At 49.3% G+C, this 19502-nt stretch carries 18 protein-coding genes and 2 riboswitches; of the genes, 7 read left to right on the forward strand and 11 right to left on the reverse strand.

What is annotated here, in order from left to right:
* Positions 1–21: 21 nt before the first annotated feature.
* From HP568_RS11570 to HP568_RS11580, 3 genes are all read left to right on the forward strand, one after another.
* Positions 22–513, forward strand: coding sequence for an RDD family protein (locus tag HP568_RS11570; RefSeq protein WP_048034604.1), 492 nt, complete (start codon positions 22–24; stop codon positions 511–513).
* Positions 514–631: 118 nt separating this feature from the next.
* Positions 632–1642, forward strand: a complete 1011-nt coding sequence (locus tag HP568_RS11575) for a CAP domain-containing protein (protein ID WP_254551156.1) — start codon at positions 632–634, stop codon at positions 1640–1642.
* A gap of 42 nt (positions 1643–1684) precedes the next feature.
* Entirely contained in the window at positions 1685–1867 is a 183-nt protein-coding gene (locus tag HP568_RS11580) for a hypothetical protein (RefSeq protein WP_048034606.1), read from the forward strand.
* Between the two features lie 129 nt (positions 1868–1996).
* On the opposite strand, the gene HP568_RS11585 is transcribed toward HP568_RS11580, so the two are convergent.
* From HP568_RS11585 to HP568_RS11620, 8 genes are all read right to left on the reverse strand, one after another.
* A complete protein-coding gene (locus tag HP568_RS11585; protein ID WP_048034607.1) occupies positions 1997–3181 on the reverse strand; it encodes an MFS transporter in 1185 nt (394 codons plus the stop codon).
* Between the two features lie 28 nt (positions 3182–3209).
* Positions 3210–5294 (reverse strand): ABC transporter ATP-binding protein, encoded by a 2085-nt coding sequence (locus tag HP568_RS11590; protein ID WP_173629146.1) that lies wholly within the window; start codon positions 5292–5294, stop codon positions 3210–3212.
* A 19-nt stretch (positions 5295–5313) separates the two neighbouring features.
* Complete coding sequence (locus HP568_RS11595; protein ID WP_048034609.1) at positions 5314–7056, reverse strand: ABC transporter ATP-binding protein; 1743 nt, start codon at positions 7054–7056, stop codon at positions 5314–5316.
* A gap of 135 nt (positions 7057–7191) precedes the next feature.
* Positions 7192–7767 carry a GNAT family N-acetyltransferase gene (locus HP568_RS11600; RefSeq protein ID WP_173629147.1) on the reverse strand — a complete coding sequence of 192 codons (576 nt, stop codon included), beginning with the start codon at positions 7765–7767 and terminating at the stop codon, positions 7192–7194.
* A 98-nt stretch (positions 7768–7865) separates the two neighbouring features.
* Positions 7866–8906, reverse strand: a complete 1041-nt coding sequence (mtnA, locus tag HP568_RS11605) for an S-methyl-5-thioribose-1-phosphate isomerase (RefSeq protein WP_173629148.1) — start codon at positions 8904–8906, stop codon at positions 7866–7868.
* Positions 8903–10132, reverse strand: a complete 1230-nt coding sequence (mtnK, locus tag HP568_RS11610; protein ID WP_173629149.1) for an S-methyl-5-thioribose kinase — start codon at positions 10130–10132, stop codon at positions 8903–8905. The genes mtnA and mtnK overlap by 4 nt, the downstream gene beginning before the upstream one ends.
* Positions 10133–10267: 135 nt before the next feature.
* Positions 10268–10413: riboswitch (SAM riboswitch) on the reverse strand.
* 96 nt (positions 10414–10509) lie between these two features.
* Entirely contained in the window at positions 10510–11691 is a 1182-nt protein-coding gene (locus tag HP568_RS11615) for an anti-sigma factor (protein WP_173629150.1), read from the reverse strand.
* Positions 11691–12167, reverse strand: a complete 477-nt coding sequence (locus HP568_RS11620; RefSeq protein ID WP_053079628.1) for a sigma-70 family RNA polymerase sigma factor — start codon at positions 12165–12167, stop codon at positions 11691–11693. The genes HP568_RS11615 and HP568_RS11620 overlap by 1 nt, the downstream gene beginning before the upstream one ends.
* 172 nt (positions 12168–12339) lie before the next feature.
* Positions 12340–12517, forward strand: a riboswitch (SAM riboswitch).
* A gap of 85 nt (positions 12518–12602) precedes the next feature.
* On the opposite strand from HP568_RS11620, the gene HP568_RS11625 reads away from it, so the two are divergent.
* From HP568_RS11625 to HP568_RS11640, 4 genes are read left to right on the forward strand one after another with little or no spacing between them, the layout of a single operon-like run.
* A complete protein-coding gene (locus tag HP568_RS11625; RefSeq protein ID WP_048034615.1) occupies positions 12603–13817 on the forward strand; it encodes a 2,3-diketo-5-methylthiopentyl-1-phosphate enolase in 1215 nt (404 codons plus the stop codon).
* Positions 13814–14482 (forward strand): 2-hydroxy-3-keto-5-methylthiopentenyl-1-phosphate phosphatase, encoded by a 669-nt coding sequence (locus tag HP568_RS11630; RefSeq protein WP_048034616.1) that lies wholly within the window; start codon positions 13814–13816, stop codon positions 14480–14482. The genes HP568_RS11625 and HP568_RS11630 overlap by 4 nt, the downstream gene beginning before the upstream one ends.
* Before the next feature lie 3 nt (positions 14483–14485).
* Positions 14486–15142 carry a methylthioribulose 1-phosphate dehydratase gene (locus tag HP568_RS11635; RefSeq protein WP_173629151.1) on the forward strand — a complete coding sequence of 219 codons (657 nt, stop codon included), beginning with the start codon at positions 14486–14488 and terminating at the stop codon, positions 15140–15142.
* Between the two features lie 13 nt (positions 15143–15155).
* On the forward strand, positions 15156–15668 hold the full coding sequence (locus HP568_RS11640; RefSeq protein ID WP_048034618.1) for a 1,2-dihydroxy-3-keto-5-methylthiopentene dioxygenase: 513 nt from the start codon (positions 15156–15158) through the stop codon (positions 15666–15668).
* A gap of 52 nt (positions 15669–15720) precedes the next feature.
* On the opposite strand, the gene HP568_RS11645 is transcribed toward HP568_RS11640, so the two are convergent.
* Genes HP568_RS11645 through HP568_RS11655 form a run of 3 tightly spaced genes read right to left on the reverse strand, consistent with a single transcriptional unit; the run spans position 15721 to position 19480 of the window.
* Positions 15721–16839: a Ger(x)C family spore germination protein gene (locus HP568_RS11645; RefSeq protein WP_048034619.1), complete on the reverse strand. Its 1119-nt coding sequence runs from the start codon at positions 16837–16839 to the stop codon at positions 15721–15723.
* Entirely contained in the window at positions 16836–17936 is a 1101-nt protein-coding gene (locus HP568_RS11650; protein ID WP_048034620.1) for a GerAB/ArcD/ProY family transporter, read from the reverse strand. The genes HP568_RS11645 and HP568_RS11650 overlap by 4 nt, the downstream gene beginning before the upstream one ends.
* Positions 17936–19480, reverse strand: coding sequence for a spore germination protein (locus HP568_RS11655; protein WP_173629152.1), 1545 nt, complete (start codon positions 19478–19480; stop codon positions 17936–17938). The genes HP568_RS11650 and HP568_RS11655 overlap by 1 nt, the downstream gene beginning before the upstream one ends.
* Positions 19481–19502 lie beyond the last annotated feature (22 nt).

A 19502-nucleotide genomic window follows, 5' to 3' on the forward strand; every position in this document is an offset into this window, starting at 1 on the left:
TACGGAAAGGAGTGGCTTATCATGAACCAGCTTCCCGACGATGAAAAAGCACATGATCCTGTATCCCATGAACCCTATCAAGAAGCCCATCCACAGCATTCGTATGCAGGCTTCTGGATTCGTGTCGTAGCCTCACTCCTTGATTCGATGTTCTTGATCGGGATTAGCTACCTCGTTTTCAATCCGTTACGGCGTGTTTTTGCCGTTCCTTACGCCTCTTTTCACTTCATCGATTTGGTAGAGGCGTTGTTTGATCTCCTCTATATGATCTTGCTGACCTGGTGGACCGGACAAACCTTGGGAAAGCTGATCACAGGCATCCGTGTCATCAGTGCAAGACAGACGCGAGGCAATCTGACAGGCGGGCAGGTATTATTGCGCGAAGTCATCGGCAAATTCCTTGCTTCACTCGTATTCGGACTGGGCTATCTATGGGTTGCATGGCACCCACGTAAGCAAGGCTGGCATGATCTGATTGCCAAAACGTATGTCATCCGGGATCGTCGACCGTAACCTCCGCTCTATAGCGGGGGTTTTTATTTTTGCATCCTTGGTCCCTATTTTTGTAGCGGCTTCCTGCCGATACCATTACCAACAAGGCAGATCCTATCCCAACCGAGGAGGAAGATACATGCGTAAACAGAAAGTAACCAGCATCCTCGCCCTGAGCCTTTCGCTGGCTCTGCTCGGCCACGTTGCCCCTGTCCTTCCTGTTTCAGCAGCATCTGCTGTCCCTCAAGCAGCAGCCGATAAAACGAATGACGTCTATAACCTTCAGCTAGGAATGAGCACCGCACAGGTAGAACAAACATTAGGCAAGCCGGCCCGCATTGATGCTAGTCATACGGGCGTGGAATGGTGGATTTACAATCAAGATTTGAACAACTACATTCAAGTCGGCATACAAAACGGCAAGGTCGTGACGTTGTTTACCAATGGCGCCAAGCTGAATCTGAATGGCATCTCGATTGGTTCCGCTACCAAAGACCTACAAAATAGCTGGGGTGCACCGCAAAACACGTTGACGATCACACCAAGTCTGCGTATCCAAAAAAATACCCTTGCTCATCCGACCTATATCCAAAACAATCAGGCGATCACCTTCTCTATCGATCAGTTGGGTGGAAATAAGGTCACAGGAGTGCGTATCTCTACTCCAGAGCATTTTGCTACCATCGCGATTGGTTTGATGTATCCCATTTCCTATACGAAATTACCGGAACTGCCAAAACTGACAGACGCACAAATAAAGCAAGCAGCGCTTGCATACGAGAAACAAAATTTGGACTTGCTCAACGTGGCAAGGCAACGTGCCAAGCTCCCTGTTATCACTTGGGATGAACAAGTTGCAGCAGTAGCCAGAGCACACAGCCAAGACATGGCCCAGAACAACTTTTTCAACCATACCTCCCCATCTACGGGAAGTCCGTTTGATCGTTTGAAGCAAGCCGGCATTCGTTACAGCTCAGCTGGTGAAAATATTGCCTACGGCCAACTAGACGGAGTCGAAGCCCATATAAGCTGGATGAACTCCGCAGGTCATCGTCAAAACTTGCTCTCTCCAAAATTCAAGCAGCTTGGCGTTGGTATCGTTATGAAAGATGGCCGCCCGTATTTCACGCAAAATTTTGTTACTCGCTAATACTACAGCAAAAAGACACGCCATCGTCGGTGACGTGTCTTTTTGCTGTGTACACAAGAGCAAAGCTATGGCTGCGAAGTTGCATTTGTAGTGGCAGGTGCAGGTGCAGACGGTGTCGGAGCCTGGCCGTCATCTGAGAAAAACGGGATGATTACCAGACTGAGCACGAAAAATAAGATCCAGGCAATGCCTCTTCTGAAAATGCATGGTGTCAGCATCGGGTAACCCCTTCCAATCATGCTGTTCTACTTACTATTCATACGCTTCCCTCCTTGATGCCCGTTTATGCTTTTTTTGGGCAATAAAAATAAAAGCCCCGCCAAAATTCTTGGCGAAGCTTATCCATCCTTGTTTTTACCCCTGTTTTTGCAACGGCATCGAATACGTCTGTTCTTGGGTAGCTTTTTGTTTGAAAAACAGACATGCTGCCGCAAAAACAATGAGCAGTGATCCCATCAGCCAAAAGATCGTCCACGGCTCCCACACGTCCATCAACAGACCATTCACATTCGGAGCCAAAATACTGGCAACACCAAAATTGACGCCCGCGATAATTCCTGCGGTAGGAACCATCGATGCTGGTAAAATATCTGCCGAAAAAGCCAAGCCCAGCGAGTAAAAGGAACCGACTGCTGCTCCTGCTATGGCCAACAACAGCATCATCAGCCATACGTTTTCACCTGCAAACGGGAACAGGAAGAAGGCCAATCCCCCTACAAGGGCACACACGAGCATGACCTGCTTGCGTCCGATGCGGTCACTCAATGCCCCCAGCGGCATCTGCAAGATAATGCTTCCCACAACAAACGACGGAAGGATCAAGGAAACCCATTCAACGGACAAGCCGGTACGCAAGGCATAAACGGGAAAACTACCGTTGAGTGACGTCTCCATGAATCCGTACAAAAACGAAGGAATCAGCGCCAGCCAGGCAAGTCGCAAAACAAATGCATACTTGTTTTGCTTCTTTTCCGTTTGTTCAATCTGTGCAGGGAACTCATTTTTGATTCGGGATAATAATAAAAAGGCAATCAGATACAGAACGAGCAAGCCGCCAAAAGGTACCCAAATCCCCAAATGCAGCACGCTTAAGCCTAATGGACCAATACTAAAGCCCACGCCATATGCCAGCCCGTAAATGGAAAGATCGCGTCCACGATTCTCGGGAGCGGCAATCTTGGTCACCCACATCTGGCTGGCGTAATGTAAACCGCTATCGCCCACACCCATCAGTAAGCGTAGTACGAACCAGACCGCCAAATGGCTAAACATCGGGATGAGTGCTGTTGCGATTGTCACCAACAGCAACCCCCATAATATCGTGGATCGGTATCCAATCCGCCGCAGTGGGATTTCCAAAAATGGATTGACCATGACCATCCCAATATACAAGGCAGCGGCGTTGAGTCCGTTCATCACGGATGATACACCTTGTTTTTCCAATAATACCGTCAGCATCGGGATCGTCAAGCCTTGGCTTAACCCCGCAATACCAACAACCAAAATCAACACCCAAAAGGTGTAACGTGACTGTGACATGGTGTTGTTTCTCCTTCCTAGCTCCCTACTAAGCACTCTCTACGGAAGCACTCCCCTGTTGAAGCTGATACATTTTTTGATAAAGTCCATTTTGCGCCATGAGTTCATCATGTGTACCTCTCTCCATGATTTCTCCCCGGGACAAAACAAGAATCTGGTCGGCATGCTGAATCGTCGACAATCGATGTGCAATGATAAATGTCGTCCTACCTTTTGATAGTACATGCAACGCTTCCTGAATGGCTAGCTCTGTTTCGCTGTCAATGCTTGCCGTTGCTTCATCCAAGATCAGCATCGCAGGATCAGCAGCCAGTGCCCGAGCAAAAGAGATCAATTGGCGTTGGCCTGCGGATAGCGTCATGCCTCGCTCGACGACTGGTTCGTCATAACCACCCGGGAGCTTGGAAATGAATTCGTCAGCACGTACGGCTTTTGCAGCCCGCTTCACTTCTTCATCCGTAATCGTATCCTTGTACATACGAATATTGAATCCAATGCTTCCCGTAAACAAGAACGGGTCCTGCAAAACGAGTCCGACATGACTGCGCAATGAGTGCGTATCAATCTTTCTCATATCTTGGCCGTCGATCAAAATGCTCCCTTTCGTCACCGGATAGAACCCGAGCAGCAAATTCATCAAAGAGCTTTTTCCCGATCCGGTGTGTCCTACCAACGCAATCGTCTGACCAGGCTGCGCCGTAAAGGAGACGTTTTTCAAGACGTAATCGTCACCTTGATAAGCAAAAGATACGTTATCAAAAACAACCTCTCCACGCGGGCGCTCGATTTGTGCACCCGTTTCTTTCTTCTCCTTGGTCTCATCCATAATTTCGAAGACGCGCCCCGCCGAAATGGTCGCCTGCTGCATTTGTGACAACCGATTCATGATCATGTTGATTGGTTCGAAAAAACGTCCCATGTAATCAACAAAAGCAAAAAGCGCACCAAAGGAAATCGCGCTGTGGAAGGAGGTTGAGCCGTAATACCAGACGATCAGGGTCAAGGAAACTTTCCAGATCAAATCTACCGCTGGGCGCAAAAGCAAGGATTCCAGATTGATCTCTTTCATCCGCACCTTGAAGTAGTCTTCGTTTACATCAGCGAACTCCTTTTGTACACCCTTCTCCCGGCGAAAAGCCTGCACGATCGTCATGTTCTGGATCATTTCATTGATCGTTGTGTTCATATCACCGAGCTTCGCGCGAATCACCGCATAGTAGCGAGAACTGTACTTTTGATACACGTAGACTAGCAGTACGAGCACTGGCACAGTCAAAAAGCAGAAGAGGGCGAGCTCAGGCTGCAAGATGTAGAGTGCGATCAAGATTCCAATCAAATAAAGACCGTTTTGTACAAATGTGGCGAGTACACTTACATACAGCTCACGGATGGCTTCTGTATCATTGCTCACACGGGAGACGAGCGCACCTACTGGCGTTTTGTCAAAAAAGGCAACCGGGAGCTTTTGCAAATGGATAAACAGCTTCATCCGCATTTGCTGAATGATGCGCTGAGCGATCTTTTGCAGCCACAAAATCTGGACGTAATTGAATCCAGCAGAGAGCAAGATCAGTGCTCCATAACCTACGGACAGCCAGACAATGGGCAGGACATCCCCCTGATACATCGCTTTGACTTCCTCTGCGGTCAGCCGAATGCCTGTAGAGGTCATCTTTTGACCTGATTGATCCTTCGTTGTTACCTCGAAGCGCTCCCTGCCGTTTTCTGGCGCAATCGGAGTGAATTGCTTCTGCGTGTTTGGATTTACTTTGCCAGAAACCAAGTAATAGGTCGTGCCTTCTGTCAGCACGCTTACTTCCTTTTGCTTGATACTGTCCAAAGCAAGACCCATCTTTGCTGCAACATCTTCACGAATATAGTTCGTACCGTTCAGTGAGGCGACTTGCCCCGCTGCTTGTGGTGGCACTTCGTCCAGTTGATACCAAGGCTTTTGGATCGCCAGGATGTGATTATCAATCATGACCTTGGCTAAAAAAGGACCTGCCAACTCTGCACTCGTTCCCAGCAAGAGCAGAAACAACGCGCCTAGTATTTGCTTTTGAAATGGCCTGGCGTACTCGGTCAAACGCCCCCATACATTTTCTTTGCTCATGAAACGCCTTCCCCCTCTCTCAACCAGCCACATCCTGTTCCATCTGCTGACGACGGTACTGCTCTGCATACCAGCCGTTGCGCTGCATCAGCTCGTCATGTGTCCCCCGTTCGACGATCTGCCCCTCATCCAGTACGAGAATCAGTTGGGCATGCTGGACGGCAGACAGACGATGAGCGGTAATAATCGTCGTTTTATCCGCGCGTTCCTGTCTCAGATGACGAAGGATGCTCTCCTCAGTCCGGGCGTCCACAGCCGATAATGAATCATCGAGAATCAGGATTCCCGCATCCATCAAAAGAGCGCGTGCAATGGAAATGCGCTGTTTTTGCCCCCCGGAGAGGGTGACCCCCTTCTCTCCAACCATGGTTTGCAATCCATCTCTGAATTGCTCCAGATCTCTCTTCATCTCCGCAAGCTCCAACGCATGCATCACTTCCTCGGTCGTCGCTTGTGGTTTCCCGAATGCAACATTTTCGACAATCGTCCGTGAGAACAGCAGATGCTCCTGAGGCACGTAGCCGATTTTTTCCCGCAGCGTATCGAATGCGAGTCCTTCGATCGGGATGCCCCCGATAAACAAAGCTTGTTCCTTCATCTGATATTGATGCAATAAGGCACGACATAGCGTCGACTTGCCGCTTCCTGTCCGTCCGACAATCCCAAGCGTCTCTCCTTCACCCAAACGAAACGAGATGTCGGTGAGTGCCGGCTTGTCAGTGCCCGGATACGTAAAAGAAAAATGGCGTGCTTCTACAGTATTGGCGATTTGGCTCGTGACCGGATTCGCTGCCTCCGTCACATCTGGCTGCTCCACCATTAGTTCTGTGAAACGCTTGTGGGAAGCACCACCGCGTTGCAACACATTGACAAGCCAACCAAAGGCGAACATCGGCCAAATTAAAAGACCCAAGTATAAATTGAACGCAACCAAATCCCCTAAGGAGATGGCGCTGGTGAACACCAAATACGTCCCATAGCCCAGCCCGATCAAAAAGCTGAAGCCAATAATAATCGCGATCGTCGGCTCGAACAGGGCGTCGATCCGCGAAACGCTCACATTTCGCTCCAACGTTTTTTCACTGACCCGGCGATACGCCTCGATATCGGCCTTTTCCTGTACAAACGCTCTCAATACCCGAACGCCTGACACAGATTGTTGGACATGATCATTCATCTCTCCGAATGCTTCCTGCGCCAAGTAAAAGCGCTCATGCAGCAACCTTCCATAGTACGCCGTTGACCAAGCCAAAAACGGCATCGGGATCAGTGCCGCCAGCGTCAGCTTCCAATCAATCGCGGTCACCATGACGCCCAGCGTTAACACGGTCATGAACAGCGCATCGACAAGCGTAAGCACCCCTGTACTGGCCGTTTGTTCAATGGCAGGAATGTCGTTGGTAGCGACGGCCATCAGATCGCCACTGCGTTTGCGATGAAAAAACGACGGAGTCATTCTCGTCAAATGGGCAAACAGTCGCTCACGCAACGTCCTCTCCAGTATCAAAGCTCCTCCATTTAACAAATACCGCCAGAGAAACCGCAATCCATACAAGCTAACACCCAAAATGAGCAAGATGACCACTGTTTGCGTCAAGTCAGCGTCCGTCAGGGAACTGTTGCGAATCGAATCCACCGTGTCGCCAATTAATTTCGGCGGCCAAAGCATGAGCACATCGATAATAAACAGCACAGAGATCCCAATGACGTACCGTTTCCAATAGGCACGAAAAAACCAAGATAATTGCCGAAGTGTCTGCATATAAATCACCTCTATTTATTCAAACCTAACAGCACGACTAAAAAAGGGCTTGCGAATCACACGCAGCCCTCTTGATCTGTCTTCACCATCGTAATTTACAGAATTTTCATTGTCAATCGAAGCATACAGTTCGATCTAAGATTTTTTATCGGTTTTCCAGTCGAGCCATTCTTCTTTTAGCAGGCTGTAAGTGGCATGATCCACGTAATGATCGTAAAGGAATTCATTCCGGCGTAGTATCCCTTCCAGTTGAAACCCTAATCGTTCGGGGATCGATCTGCTCTTGAAGTTTTCCGTAGCAGCCTGAATCGTTACTTTTTCCAAATCCCACGACCCGAAGATCAATACGTCCAAGTAGGTCGCCACTGCTTCTGTCATCAGGCCCTTGCCCTGAAATTGCGCACCCAGCCAATAGCCAATGGACGTCTTTTTGTTAATCCAATCCACCGTATGTACACCGACTGTACCAGCCAGACGTCCTTGGTACCAAATACCGTAGTTGATGCCCCGATTATCGTTGTACTGGTTGATCGTCGCTTGGATGAATTGGCGCGAATCCTCTACCTTCTTCGTATAATTCAGCCACGGCAGCCATTCCATAAGACTCTCCCGGTTCGAATCCGTAAGCAAAAATAACTCCTCAGCATCAGCTAATTCTAATTGTTTCAAGTACGTATCTTCATTGATGGCTATCCGTTGAATCGGTTGCATACGAATCTCCCCTTTTCTTGGCTATTTTACTGGAAAACACCAAAATGAGCAAAAAGCGCCCGCCAGTAACAACAGGGCGAACGCTTAAAATAGTTCTTTTATTTTTTGCTATTGCCGATCTCTTCTGGCTTGAAAATGCCTGTCTCCGTAACGATTGCTGTAATGTACTTCGCAGGCGTTACATCGAACGCAGGATTGTACACCTTGATATCGTCTGGAGCCACCTGTTTGCCCAATCCATGGGTAATTTCCTCGGCTGGACGCTCTTCAATCGGAATATCTGCGCCTGTCGGTGTCTCCAGATCAACAGAGGACAAGGGAGCTGCCACGTAAAAAGGAATGCCGTGAGCTTTTGCCAATACCGCTACCCCATACGTACCGATCTTGTTGGCGACATCGCCATTCGCTGCTACGCGGTCTGTACCCACGATGACAGCCTCTACTTTCCCTTGGGACATTACCATCGCGGCCATGTTGTCGCAGATCAGCGTCACATCAATCCCTGCCTGCTGCAATTCAAATGCAGTAAGACGAGCGCCTTGCAGGACAGGACGGGTTTCGTCCGCGTACACCTTCAGGTTCCAGCCGCGTTCCTTTGCCAAATAAAAGGGAGCGGTAGCCGTACCGTACGCTGCTGTAGCCAATGCCCCTGGATTACAGTGCGTGAGAATTCCCATACCGTCATGCAACAGTGTGAGCAGATGTTCTCCGATGGTCTGGCATACTTCAGCGTCTTCCTTTTGAATCGCCAGTGCTTCATCAAGCACTGCCGCCTTCAACTCGGCAATCGACGCTCCGCTTTCTTTTTCAACACGAGCTTTGATGCGATCCAATGCCCAGAACAGATTCACGGCTGTCGGACGGGAAGAGCCCAGGTAGTCTGCCTGCTGGTTCAGTTCCTGCCAAAACTCGTCGTAGTTACTCGCTTCACTGCCACGAATCCCAAGGTAGAGTCCGTAAGCCGCCGCCATGCCAATCGCTGGTGCGCCACGCACTTCCAAACGACGGATGGAACCCCATACTTGCTCGGAGGTAGTCAAGTTCAAATAGATCGTTTCTACTGGCAGACGTGTCTGGTCAAGCAAGACCAATGCGTCATTCTCCCACTTAACAGGTGCCAATTGGGTGCTGGTTGTCATACTGTCGTTGCCTCCTGATAGTAACGTTCGGTCACAGTGCGTACGATGTCCGTGATATCTGTCGATTCGTCTATGCTGCCGCGACCGAGAATCAGCGCTTCTCCAATCGAGAGAGCCAGACGCTCTGCTTCTGCGCGAGTCTGGTCGTCTTCAATGGCATTCAGATCCGCTACACCTGCCAAGCCGATGACACGGCGCAAGATTTTGCATCCGGCATAGCCTGCTGTATCCTGAATCAAGCGCTTCACGTAGCTTTGCCACAGTCCCTCGACATGGGCACTGCGTTCTTTGGCGTGCTTGTGCCAGAGCTGAACGAATTGCGAAACGAATTCATTCCAGACATCCTCGACCGTTTCCAGTAAGTATTCGCGGTACGCTTCCCGTTCTCCTTGATCTTTTTGCAGACCGTGCTGTCCTGCGTAGTTGAGCAGCAGATTGGCTATAATCGCCCCAATGTCAAAACCGATTGGGCCGTAGTAAGCGAACTCCGGATCGATTGCCTTCAGGCTGTTTTCCGTGATGAAAATACTTCCGGTATGCAAGTCACCATGCAGCAGCGCTTCTGCGCGCGTAAGGAAATCGTATTTCAGCTTGGCGATTTCCAGCTTCAGCGGCCTGTTGTTCCAGATCGCCTCGACTTCCCGGCGAATCAACGGATTGAAGTCGTTGGTAGGCGCATTTTCATACGGATCAGTAAAAACCAGGTCTTCTGTGATTTTGCATAATTCTGGATTTATGAATGTTCCGACTAGCGCTTTTTTATCGTACGGATGCGCGCCCAGATCGGATGTAAAGAACAAGGTTTGCGCGAGAAAACGACCAATTTGCTTCGCAAATAGCGGGTACCGCTTTCCTTCGATCAGACCTTTGCGCATGATGATGTGGTCCCCGACGTTTTCCATGACAGTCAACGCAAGCTCCCCGTCGAAATGATACACCTGCGGCACCAAGTCTGGAACGTATTTGTGCTGAATGCGGAGTGCCTCGCTCTCGATACGAGCCCGATCAATCGTAAGCGGCCAAGATTCTCCCACGACGCGGGCAAAAGGCAGTGCTTGCTTGACAATGACGCTCTTACCGGTTGCCGGCTCCTGAATGTCAAAAACCAGATTAAGGTTGCCATCCCCAATTTCGCGACTGGTCAGATCGGCTCCTTCGCTAAAAAGACCCGGTATTCCTTTTACGTACTCCACTGCTTCCTGTTCAGTCAATGCGCGATATGCCATGATTCCAAAACTCCCCTCTACGTATTTTTCCTCTATCTCTACTTGTCTTGTTTGTGTCCCTGGAGCAATAAAAAGACCTCTTTTCCCGAAGAAAAGAGGTCGCTGTCGTCACGTGTAAGAACCGTGTTGATGTCCCCCTTATCTTCCAGACCACTTTTGTTTCTGCAGGAATTAGCACCGTGCATGTCGCCTGTCAATCAGTCGCTTCCTTGCGTCTGAATGGCGTCATGTCGGTTGCCGGGTATCATCGGGCCAGTCCCTCCACCTTCTCTGGATAAGGTATCCAAAACGTATTCGGTTTTTGATTTAGTTTGAATCATACAACCAACGCTTCCACGATGTCAACACCCTTTTGTGCAAAAATTCGCACCTTGCTATCAGTAGCTGTATTGTGTTCCCGATGCCGCAGGTCGCTCCCAATTCCACCAGTTTACCTTGCCTAGAAACGCTGCTGTTATCGACTTTTCGGACTTGAGCTTCAGTAGTTCTTTCGTAGGTCCGGTGAGGACGGCTCCGTAGATTCGAACTCCGTTTTGCTGCATGTAGTTATATCGCTCTGCTATCTGTAGATCTCTGCCAAAGAGTAAGGATTTTCCGATATCGCGAGCCAGGTCTTCTTGCTCTGACAAATACCTCATCTCCTCCAGATAGTTTGCGATTACCTTGTCCCCATCCCCTTTTTCATATGCACCACCGTAATCCATTTCTCGCTGGGCAAATCCCCATACTTCCCCGGAGCCAAACAGCACATCTCCGGCATCGCTTTCAGCTTGCTTGAGCTCTACTCCTGTATCTACCGCAAACCAAACTGTATCTTGTCCTGAAGAGTTAACATGGCGGGTAACCAGTTTATAGTACTCGTCATACGTCAAAAAGTGATCAAATGATATCGCAAGCTGCGAAACGGTACCCTCGGGCAGCTTCTCCATCGTCGTCCAGGCAGCCGAAGTGAGAGACATGGTATCCTCCGTTTCCCCCTCTGTCGGATAACGGAAAAACAGCTTTTGCTCTCTGACCCCGTCTGTCCATTGCGGCTTGGCATTCACGTTCCATAGCACATTCGTACTCTCAAATCGGCCCGCGTTCTTTTCTTCTCCCCCAACCCGCTCGCGTAGTTCCATGCTGATGTTTCCGTACAGCAATCCGACCTGTGAACCACTACTCCCCACTCTCACACCTGGTTGAGTAAAATTGACCATCGACTTCGCAACGTGAAACAGATCTTCATGCATCAGAGACCCAACCCAGCCATTCAGAATCAGCAACACAACTCCTGCCAAAAAGGGAAGCCCTATTGTGAATCCAGCGTTGTATAACCGATTTTTCCATTTCCCCCGGCGAACAATGGCACGCTGTTTTTCAGCGGACAGTGTTTCAGGCTGTTTTATTTTCACGTTGTCCTCTCTCGTTTCTTCCCCCAACAAAAGCCTCTCCAACCGCTGTGCGTATTCCTCGTCAGCGGCTATTTCCTCCTCGAATTGTTTCGAATCTTCTTCCGCCATTTCCCCACGCAAATAAGCAAGCAACCTTTGCTCGCGATGATTCTCATCCTTGTTCATCACCGGCTTTCCTCCCTCCACAACTGCCGCATCTTTTGTCGTCCCCGAAACAAGGAACGCTTGACGTCTGCCAGCTCGATTCCGAGTACCTCTGCCATTTCCGCGTAGGAAAACTGCATGGCAGACAACAAAATGACCTGTCTCTGCTTTTCCGGAAGTTGCTCCAAATAGTCATGGGCCACTTCCCACAGCTCCTTGTTCACGACATGCTCTGCCGGATCAACCACCGAATGATCACGTCGCTCTGGCAAGGCTTCCACAAACGCAAATCGTTGTTTCGTCTTCTTGCGATAACCGTCCACGAAAGCGTGATAGGCCACCTTGAACAGCCAGGGCCGTACTTTTTCCCCACGGTAGTCATCCAAGGAAGAGAAGGCGCGACAAAAGGTTTCCTGTGTCAGATCCTCTGCCAGTCTCTCATCTCGTGTCAGCCGGAAAAGATAGCGGTAAATATCGTTTACATGCAGCTGGTACACATCCTCCAGACCTACTTTCCCAAGCCGTTCACACCCCTTCCTCCCTTACCACGAAAGAATTGCCAAAAAGTTTCACCTTCGTCTTATTTTTCTAATAACCTGCTGCACATTCTCTGCAAAAACAAAGATTGACTCCTGACAATGAACGTCATATCATGGGGGAAACGAATAACTCTTATCGCGAGCTGGCTGAGGGACTGGCCCTATGATGCCCGGCAACCGGCGCTATACCATGAATCGTACGCTGATGATGCGTACCTTGGATAGCGAAACGGTGCTAATTCCAACGGATAAGAGTCGAGATCGAGCTTTTTTTGGCTCATCTCGGCTACTGACCCGAGAGATGAGAGGAGACGAGACGCTTTCCTAGTCGACAACCGCCTCCCCGCTCAATGGGGAGGCTTTTTTAATTTATCAAGGAGGATTAGACGTACCATGAGTGAACAACGTATCCTCGTCACCTATCTCACACAAGCAAAAGACTTGAACAAAAAGGCACAAGCCATAGCTGTCGGCATGACAGTCGGTTCCTGGACGGACCTACCGCTTGCCAAGCAAGCTGAGCTAGCGCCGTATCTTGGTGAAGCCGTGAGCGCGACACCACTTGAGACACTGGAAAACGGAGAAACACGCGGTTTGATTACCGTCAGCTATCCGACTCGTAATTTTACAGCAGACATTCCATCCTTGTTGACCGGAATATTCGGCAAACTATCGATGGATGGCAAAATCAAGCTCGTCGACATCGTTTTTCCTGACTCGTTCCTTCAGGCTTTTCCTGGACCGAAGTTCGGCATTGACGGTCTGCGCGAACGTTTAGCAGCACATAACCGACCGCTCTTGATGAGCATTTTCAAATCGTGCCTGGGCCTTCCTTTCGACGACCTGAAAACGCAATTCCGGGCACAAGCCTTGGGCGGAGTCGATCTGGTGAAAGATGACGAAATCTTCTTTGCAGATGACCGCGCTCCTTTTATCGAAAGGATCAAAGCGTTCAAGCAGATCGCTCAGGAGACCGAAGCCGAAACAGGCAAGCCCGTCCTCTATGCAGCCAACCTGACTGGACCTGTACATGAACTGAACGAAAAAGCGAAACGTGCAGTAGATGCGGGTGCTGACTGCCTCTTGTTCAATGTGCTGGCCTTTGGCTTTGATGCCCTGCACCGTTTGGCAGCCGATCCTGATGTACACGTACCGATCATGGCGCATCCAGCATTGGCAGGCGCTTACTATCCATCACCCGACTACGGTATCGCCACCCCGCTTCTGCTCGGAACGTTGATGCGCGTAGCTGGTGCAGATTTGGTGCTCTTCCCATCTCCATATGGTAACGTCGCCCTGGACAAGACAGAAGCGTTGCAGCTCGCCAAGCATTTGACTGACCCGCTGAATGGTGTACGCCGTTCCTTCCCGGTTCCCTCTGCTGGCATTCATCCGGGACTGGTTCCACAGCTTTATAAAGACTTCGGTCTGGATCAAATCGTCAATGCAGGAGGCGGAATCCACGGTCATCCTGGTGGAGCAACCGCAGGAGCAAAAGCATTCGTTGCTGCGATTGAGGCAGTCACTGCTGGCCGAACACTGGAAGAAGCCGCCGCTGATTCACAAGAACTGGCGATCGCCCTAGAAAAGTGGGGTGGCGCACGATGAGCAAGAAGCTCGTCCTGTTCTGCGATTTCGACGGAACGATTACCGAAAAAGACAACATTGTAGCGATTGTCCGCAAGTTTGCTCCCCCTGAGTGGGAAGCCTTGACGGAGCAAATCCTTTCGCAAAAAATAAGCGTTCAGGAAGGAGTTGGCAAGCTGTTCCAACTCTTGCCCTCCTCCTTGCGCCAGGACATTATCGATTTTATTGTCCATGAAGCGACGATTCGCCCGGGATTTGCTGAATTCGTGAGCTATTGTCGCGAAGAAGGCATCGAGCTGTTGATCACGAGTGGCGGCATCGACTTTTTCCTGGAGCCTATCCTGGCCCCTTTTGATCTCTCCGATGTTCCGATCTACTGCAACGGCAGTGATTTTAGCGGAGAGCGGATCACCATTACATGGCCTAACGCTTGCGATAAACATTGCACGAACGGCTGCGGTATGTGCAAGACGACGATCATCCGCCGTTACGATCCAGCGACCCATTTCCGCATCGTCATCGGCGACTCTATCACGGATTTGGCTGGAGCCAAAATCGCTGACTATGTGATTGCCCGTCACTTCCTCGCTGACAAAGCGGAAGAGCTGCAATTGCCGCATAGCAAGTTTGCCACATTCCACGACGTGATTCGCACTTTACAGCAAGTCCAACAGGAGGTTGTCTAATTCATGACCGCAACACTTGAACAACGTCTGGATGCCTTTCGCCGTCTGGATGACGCCAAGCTAACATTTGCCCGCCGGGACTGGTTTCCCGGCACTAGTGGCAATCTCTCGATTAAGATACAAAACGCTCCCTTGCAATTTGCCGTAACGGCAAGCGGCAAAGACAAAACCAAGCTGTCTCCCGAAGATTATCTGGTCGTGGATCAAGACTCGCGTCCGGTGGATGAAACTACGCTCAAGCCTTCCGCGGAAACGCTCATCCACGCCGTCGTCTACAAATCGTTCCCGAAGGCCGGTGCTTGCTTCCATGTCCATACCGTATGGAACAACCTCATTTCCGAGCTGTACTTTGGACAACGCGCTTTCTCCATTCAAGGACAAGAGCTGATCAAGGGACTCGGAATCTGGGAAGAAAACGCACGCATTACTGTTCCGATTGTTGAGAACTTTGCCGATATTCCGACCTTGGCCGCCGAAATTGAAAAAGTGATCACACCAGAGGTTCCCGGCGTACTCATCCGTAACCACGGGATCTACACGTGGGGCGGCAATGACTTCGAGGCTAAGCGCCACCTGGAGGCTTTTGAATTCCTATTCGAGTATCACGCCCGCTGGCTGCAATTGCGCCAAGCAGTCGTGTCCACTACAACCACCAATTAAGGAGGAATAAACGATGGCACAAATTCGTTTTCACGACAACAATGAGTACATCTCAGCACCCGAGGAAGTTGTCTCCTTCCTGGACACTCAAGAGATCATTTACGAAAAATGGGGCGTGGATCGCCTTGATCCGAAGCACCGTGATAACTACAGCCCGACTGACGAGGAAAAACAAGAGATTCTCGACACCTTCAAGTCCGAAATCGATGCGATCAGCCAACGTCGCGGTTATTTGACAGCGGACATTATCGTCCTCTCTGACAAAACGCCTAACCTCGACGAGCTGCTGGTGAAATTCAAGGGCGAGCATCACCACACCGACGATGAGTGCCGCTTCTGCGTCGATGGTCACGGCATTTTCGCCATCAAAGGCAAAGATGGTCGCTACTTCGACGTCGAGCTGGAGCCAGGCGATCTGATCTCCGTACCACCGAACTACCGCCACTACTTCACTCTGATGGACGACCGCAAAATCAAGGCGATTCGCCTGTTCGTCACTCCTGCAGGCTGGGAAGCGATCTATTAATAACGAACCCCTTGGCATTTACTGATTGCCAGGGGGTTTTGTCTTTCTGTCTTCACTTTACGACACCATTTCCCTTGATCGATACGTCTGACTTGATTTCAACTTTGGCATTGGAAAAAGCCTTCGTCCAATCATTCTCTACCTTTTTGTATTCCTTATATTCATAGGCACGCGCATAGAGACCAAACCCAAATGGGTCTGCACCGATTTCCTGGCATTTCTTGATTAACTTCATGTAATCCTTCTGTAACTCGTCACTGATCATTCTCTCCATCTTTTTGTGGTCCTTTTCCATGTCGAACGGAAACATTCGCTCTGATATGGACACTCGCAAGTTGAAATGAACGTCAAAATGAAACCGACCGTTCTGATAGGTTGTTTTTACTTTTTTTTTGACTCCCTTGATAAAAAAACTGATCCTGTCTTTCGATATTTGTTTTTGATCGTTCGGCTCTTTAATCGGGATGGTGACGGACAGTTCCCCTTGCTTTTCATGGAGCAGCGTTTGCAAAAGAATCGTATCCCGCGGTTCTATCAGGCTTGCGTACGTCCCATTTTGTTTTAACAAAGCCGTCCCTGTTACCTTGACCGCCCGCTTTTCTTTTTTCAACTCAGTCATGGTAGGCGTCATCCCTTTTTCATACATTTGCCGATGGAGCTCCTGCGCCCTCGTCTTTACCGTCAGATTTCGGTTATTGGCTGTATCTATCAGCGTTGTTACATGAATGGCTAGACGAGGCTTGTCCTTTGGTTTAAAATCAAACAACTCATGCAATGGACCGTCAAGCACAGCCATGCGGGCGTTGACACTGAATTTTGCATCCCGAAAAACGACATCCAGCAGCCGAAACCAGTCCGGGTGAGCCAGCAGCTTTTTCCCCATCACAAGCACCTGAATTTTGCCTGCTTGGGTCAAGCCTGTCACTCGCTCATCAAAACCCATTCTCGACTCTCTAATGGTAGATGACCGGATACCGTATTCCTCAGATTTTTCCTTCGCCTCCCGATTGAACACCGGGCTTGAGATATAAAAGAGAAGCTCATTTTTTTCGTTCAAATCAATTCCGACCATCAGTGATAAAGTGGTATCCTCCAAATTGATCTGATCCCTGCAACCTGTCAACATCGTTACCAGCAAGCTCAATAACAGAATCTGAGCAAATGCCCTCACGCTTTTTCCCCCCTTTCTGCTCGTTTCGATAGCCTGATCGGCCCCCAAGCCAGTAGAGGAAGCGCATAAGCAAAGCCCAAGCCTGCAAAGCTCCAAATTTGTATCGATTTCTTCAGATCAATAAAGGATGGCGTATAAAACAATAGCGCCACTGGAACCAGAAGAAGGAACAGGCGCAAATGCTTGCGGTGATCCTTCATGCCGAATAACTGACTGGATGAAAAGACACAGAAATAGATGTACGGCAATGCAGTCGTTGACAATATAAACATATAAGTAGAGAGAAAAAGAATATCGACACGTTCTAAAAAGCGGAACTCAATGGCTTTCCATAAATTGAGCGTAGGCCATGTATACTGCGTAATTTCATCGGGGCTAAAGTATGCAAAGCAAACGACAACGACAGACAGATACACAAACAACGTCAATGTATTCGCAATGACAATGCCAAGAGGCGCATATTGCTTTTTTTGAAGAAAAGGGTAGGCAAAATAACCAAACTCAAATCCAAGAAAGGAGAGTACGGTGGATTTGCTCGCTTCCCATATCGGGTGCCAGCCGTCCTTGATCAATGGCAGCAAGTTTAACCAATGAACCTCTCGATAAGCCGTCGTGAGAACAAAAGGTATCCAAAGCGTAAGATAGAATACGAGCTCGGCGTACCTTCCTATGGCGCGAACCCCTCCCTGGAGAACAAAATAAGTCGGCAGCGTAAAAAGGAACACGACAACATAGGCGGGTGTCTGAGACAGGAGCCAAACATTAATGATTCCCGTGGCATTTATCAGCAAAACGAACGCTGCAACCCCGCAATAAATGAACATGAAAACAATAGCGATACGACCGAGCCACTTGCCCAGGATCAATGGGAATATATCGATGATCGTCTTCTCCGGATACTGCTTCATCATGTTCGTGATGACGAGACTGACTAGCGTTGCCGCAAGCCATCCGATCAAAAGCGATATCCATCCGTCGGTGCTCGCCTTCTCCGCCAATTCTCTGGGAATCGTCAATACGCCGATCCCTACTTGTGCCCCATGAATGAGGAGAATGTACTGAAGGACGCTCAATTGGTTGTACGTATATTTTTTCATCACCCGTCCTCCCTTGGCCGATTATCGCCTTGTCTTTCCTCTTCAATCGTATAGGCTGACAGGGGACGCTCTTTCATTTTCCATAGTGGCAGGCGGATAAACAAATCTTTCCAATCGCCGAAGCGCACAGGAGCAAGAGGGCCTCCATAAGGAACACCTAATGATTCCAGCGTAATCAAATGGCCAATCAGTGCCATTAATCCCACAATAATTCCAACGAACCCAAACATCGCAGCGAGGATCATCATCAAAAAACGAATAAGCCTGACTGCCGAGGCCATATCGTAGTTCGGAATAATAAAGGATGAGATCGCTGTAAATGCAACGACGATCACCATAATATTGCTCACAATCCCTGCTTGCACAACCGCTTGACCAATCACGATACCTCCCACAATACCCACAGTTTGTCCAATAGGAGCCGGCAAGCGAATACCCGATTCCCGGAGCATTTCCAGTGTGAGCTCCATAATAAATGCCTCTAACAAGGGTGGGAATGGAACCCTTTCGCGGGACTCTCCGACTGACAAAATCAAATCGAGTGGGATCACCTCATAATTGAAAGAAATCAACGCAATATAAATCGCGGGTAAAAAAGTAGCAATCAAAAAAGCTAAATATCGAAGCAAGCGAATAAACGTGGCGACAGGCCAACGTGTACCGTAATCGTCAACGCTTTGAAAAAAGGAAGCGAAAGTAGCCGGACCGATTAATACGCTTGGAGAGCGATCGACAACGACAGCAATCTTCCCTTGCAAGATGTGAGAGGCAACTGTGTCGGGCCGCTCTGAGGTCAAAAACTGCGGAAACAGCGAATAAGGATTATCCTCGATATACTCCTCCAGTTCAGACGCATTGAGAATCGTGTCAACCTTGATCATCTTGAGCCGATCTTCCATCTCCTGTAATATTTCCGGATTCGCCACATCAGCCAAGTACATGATCGATAGCTTTGTAAGGCCTCGTTCTCCCAGCCACATTTCTTTTATTTTTAATTCACGGTTGGGAATATAGCGGCGAATGAGGGCAATGTTCTGGGCGTCCGTTTCGACAAACCCTTGGTGTCCTCCCTTAAGCGCAGCCTCCAACTGCGGGTCTTCTATTGCCCGCTGCGGCCATCCATTCGTTTCGATCACAAGCACTTCTTTTCGACCCTCGATAAATAAAAGACTGCTCCCAAGCAAAATCTCGGTTTCTACTTTCCGAAAGTCGTAGGCAACGGATACCTTCCCGACAGATAACAGGTCAAAAAGAGTCGATTTCTCACCCACTGGGTGTGACAAAAGTGGACGAAGCACATTATTATTAATCGAATTTTTGTCAACCAAGCTATTCAGGTAGACGAGTGTAACCATGCCATCTATATGCTGGCACGCAAACGTCCGAATGACCAAATCGGGTGTAAGCGTAAATATCGCATTCAGCTCCGCAAGGTTATCACTTAATCGCTCACTGATTTCCCGGACACGGATAGGCTCACTCGAGTGGCTCATCCTGTCTTTGACAGATGTCTTTTTTCTTCTCAGCCACCCTCTCATCGCCATCTCCTACAGCTCCCGCCCTTTT

This window comes from Brevibacillus sp. MS2.2 (genome assembly GCF_013284345.1).
Classification (GTDB): Bacteria; Bacillota; Bacilli; order Brevibacillales; family Brevibacillaceae; genus Brevibacillus; species Brevibacillus brevis_C.

Coding starts and splice junctions, on each gene's coding strand:
- HP568_RS11615 (WP_173629150.1), bottom strand. CDS start 11,691: ATGAACAAGGATGAGAATCATCGCGAGCAAAGGTTGCTTGCTTATTTG.
- HP568_RS11625 (WP_048034615.1), top strand. CDS start 12,603: ATGAGTGAACAACGTATCCTCGTCACCTATCTCACACAAGCAAAAGAC.
- mtnA (WP_173629148.1), bottom strand. CDS start 8,906: ATGACAACCAGCACCCAATTGGCACCTGTTAAGTGGGAGAATGACGCA.
- HP568_RS11575 (WP_254551156.1), top strand. CDS start 632: ATGCGTAAACAGAAAGTAACCAGCATCCTCGCCCTGAGCCTTTCGCTG.
- HP568_RS11595 (WP_048034609.1), bottom strand. CDS start 7,056: ATGCAGACACTTCGGCAATTATCTTGGTTTTTTCGTGCCTATTGGAAA.
- HP568_RS11585 (WP_048034607.1), bottom strand. CDS start 3,181: ATGTCACAGTCACGTTACACCTTTTGGGTGTTGATTTTGGTTGTTGGT.
- HP568_RS11590 (WP_173629146.1), bottom strand. CDS start 5,294: ATGAGCAAAGAAAATGTATGGGGGCGTTTGACCGAGTACGCCAGGCCA.
- HP568_RS11640 (WP_048034618.1), top strand. CDS start 15,156: ATGGCACAAATTCGTTTTCACGACAACAATGAGTACATCTCAGCACCC.
- HP568_RS11655 (WP_173629152.1), bottom strand. CDS start 19,480: ATGGCGATGAGAGGGTGGCTGAGAAGAAAAAAGACATCTGTCAAAGAC.
- HP568_RS11600 (WP_173629147.1), bottom strand. CDS start 7,767: ATGCAACCGATTCAACGGATAGCCATCAATGAAGATACGTACTTGAAA.
- mtnK (WP_173629149.1), bottom strand. CDS start 10,132: ATGGCATATCGCGCATTGACTGAACAGGAAGCAGTGGAGTACGTAAAA.
- HP568_RS11635 (WP_173629151.1), top strand. CDS start 14,486: ATGACCGCAACACTTGAACAACGTCTGGATGCCTTTCGCCGTCTGGAT.
- HP568_RS11570 (WP_048034604.1), top strand. CDS start 22: ATGAACCAGCTTCCCGACGATGAAAAAGCACATGATCCTGTATCCCAT.
- HP568_RS11650 (WP_048034620.1), bottom strand. CDS start 17,936: ATGAAAAAATATACGTACAACCAATTGAGCGTCCTTCAGTACATTCTC.
- HP568_RS11630 (WP_048034616.1), top strand. CDS start 13,814: ATGAGCAAGAAGCTCGTCCTGTTCTGCGATTTCGACGGAACGATTACC.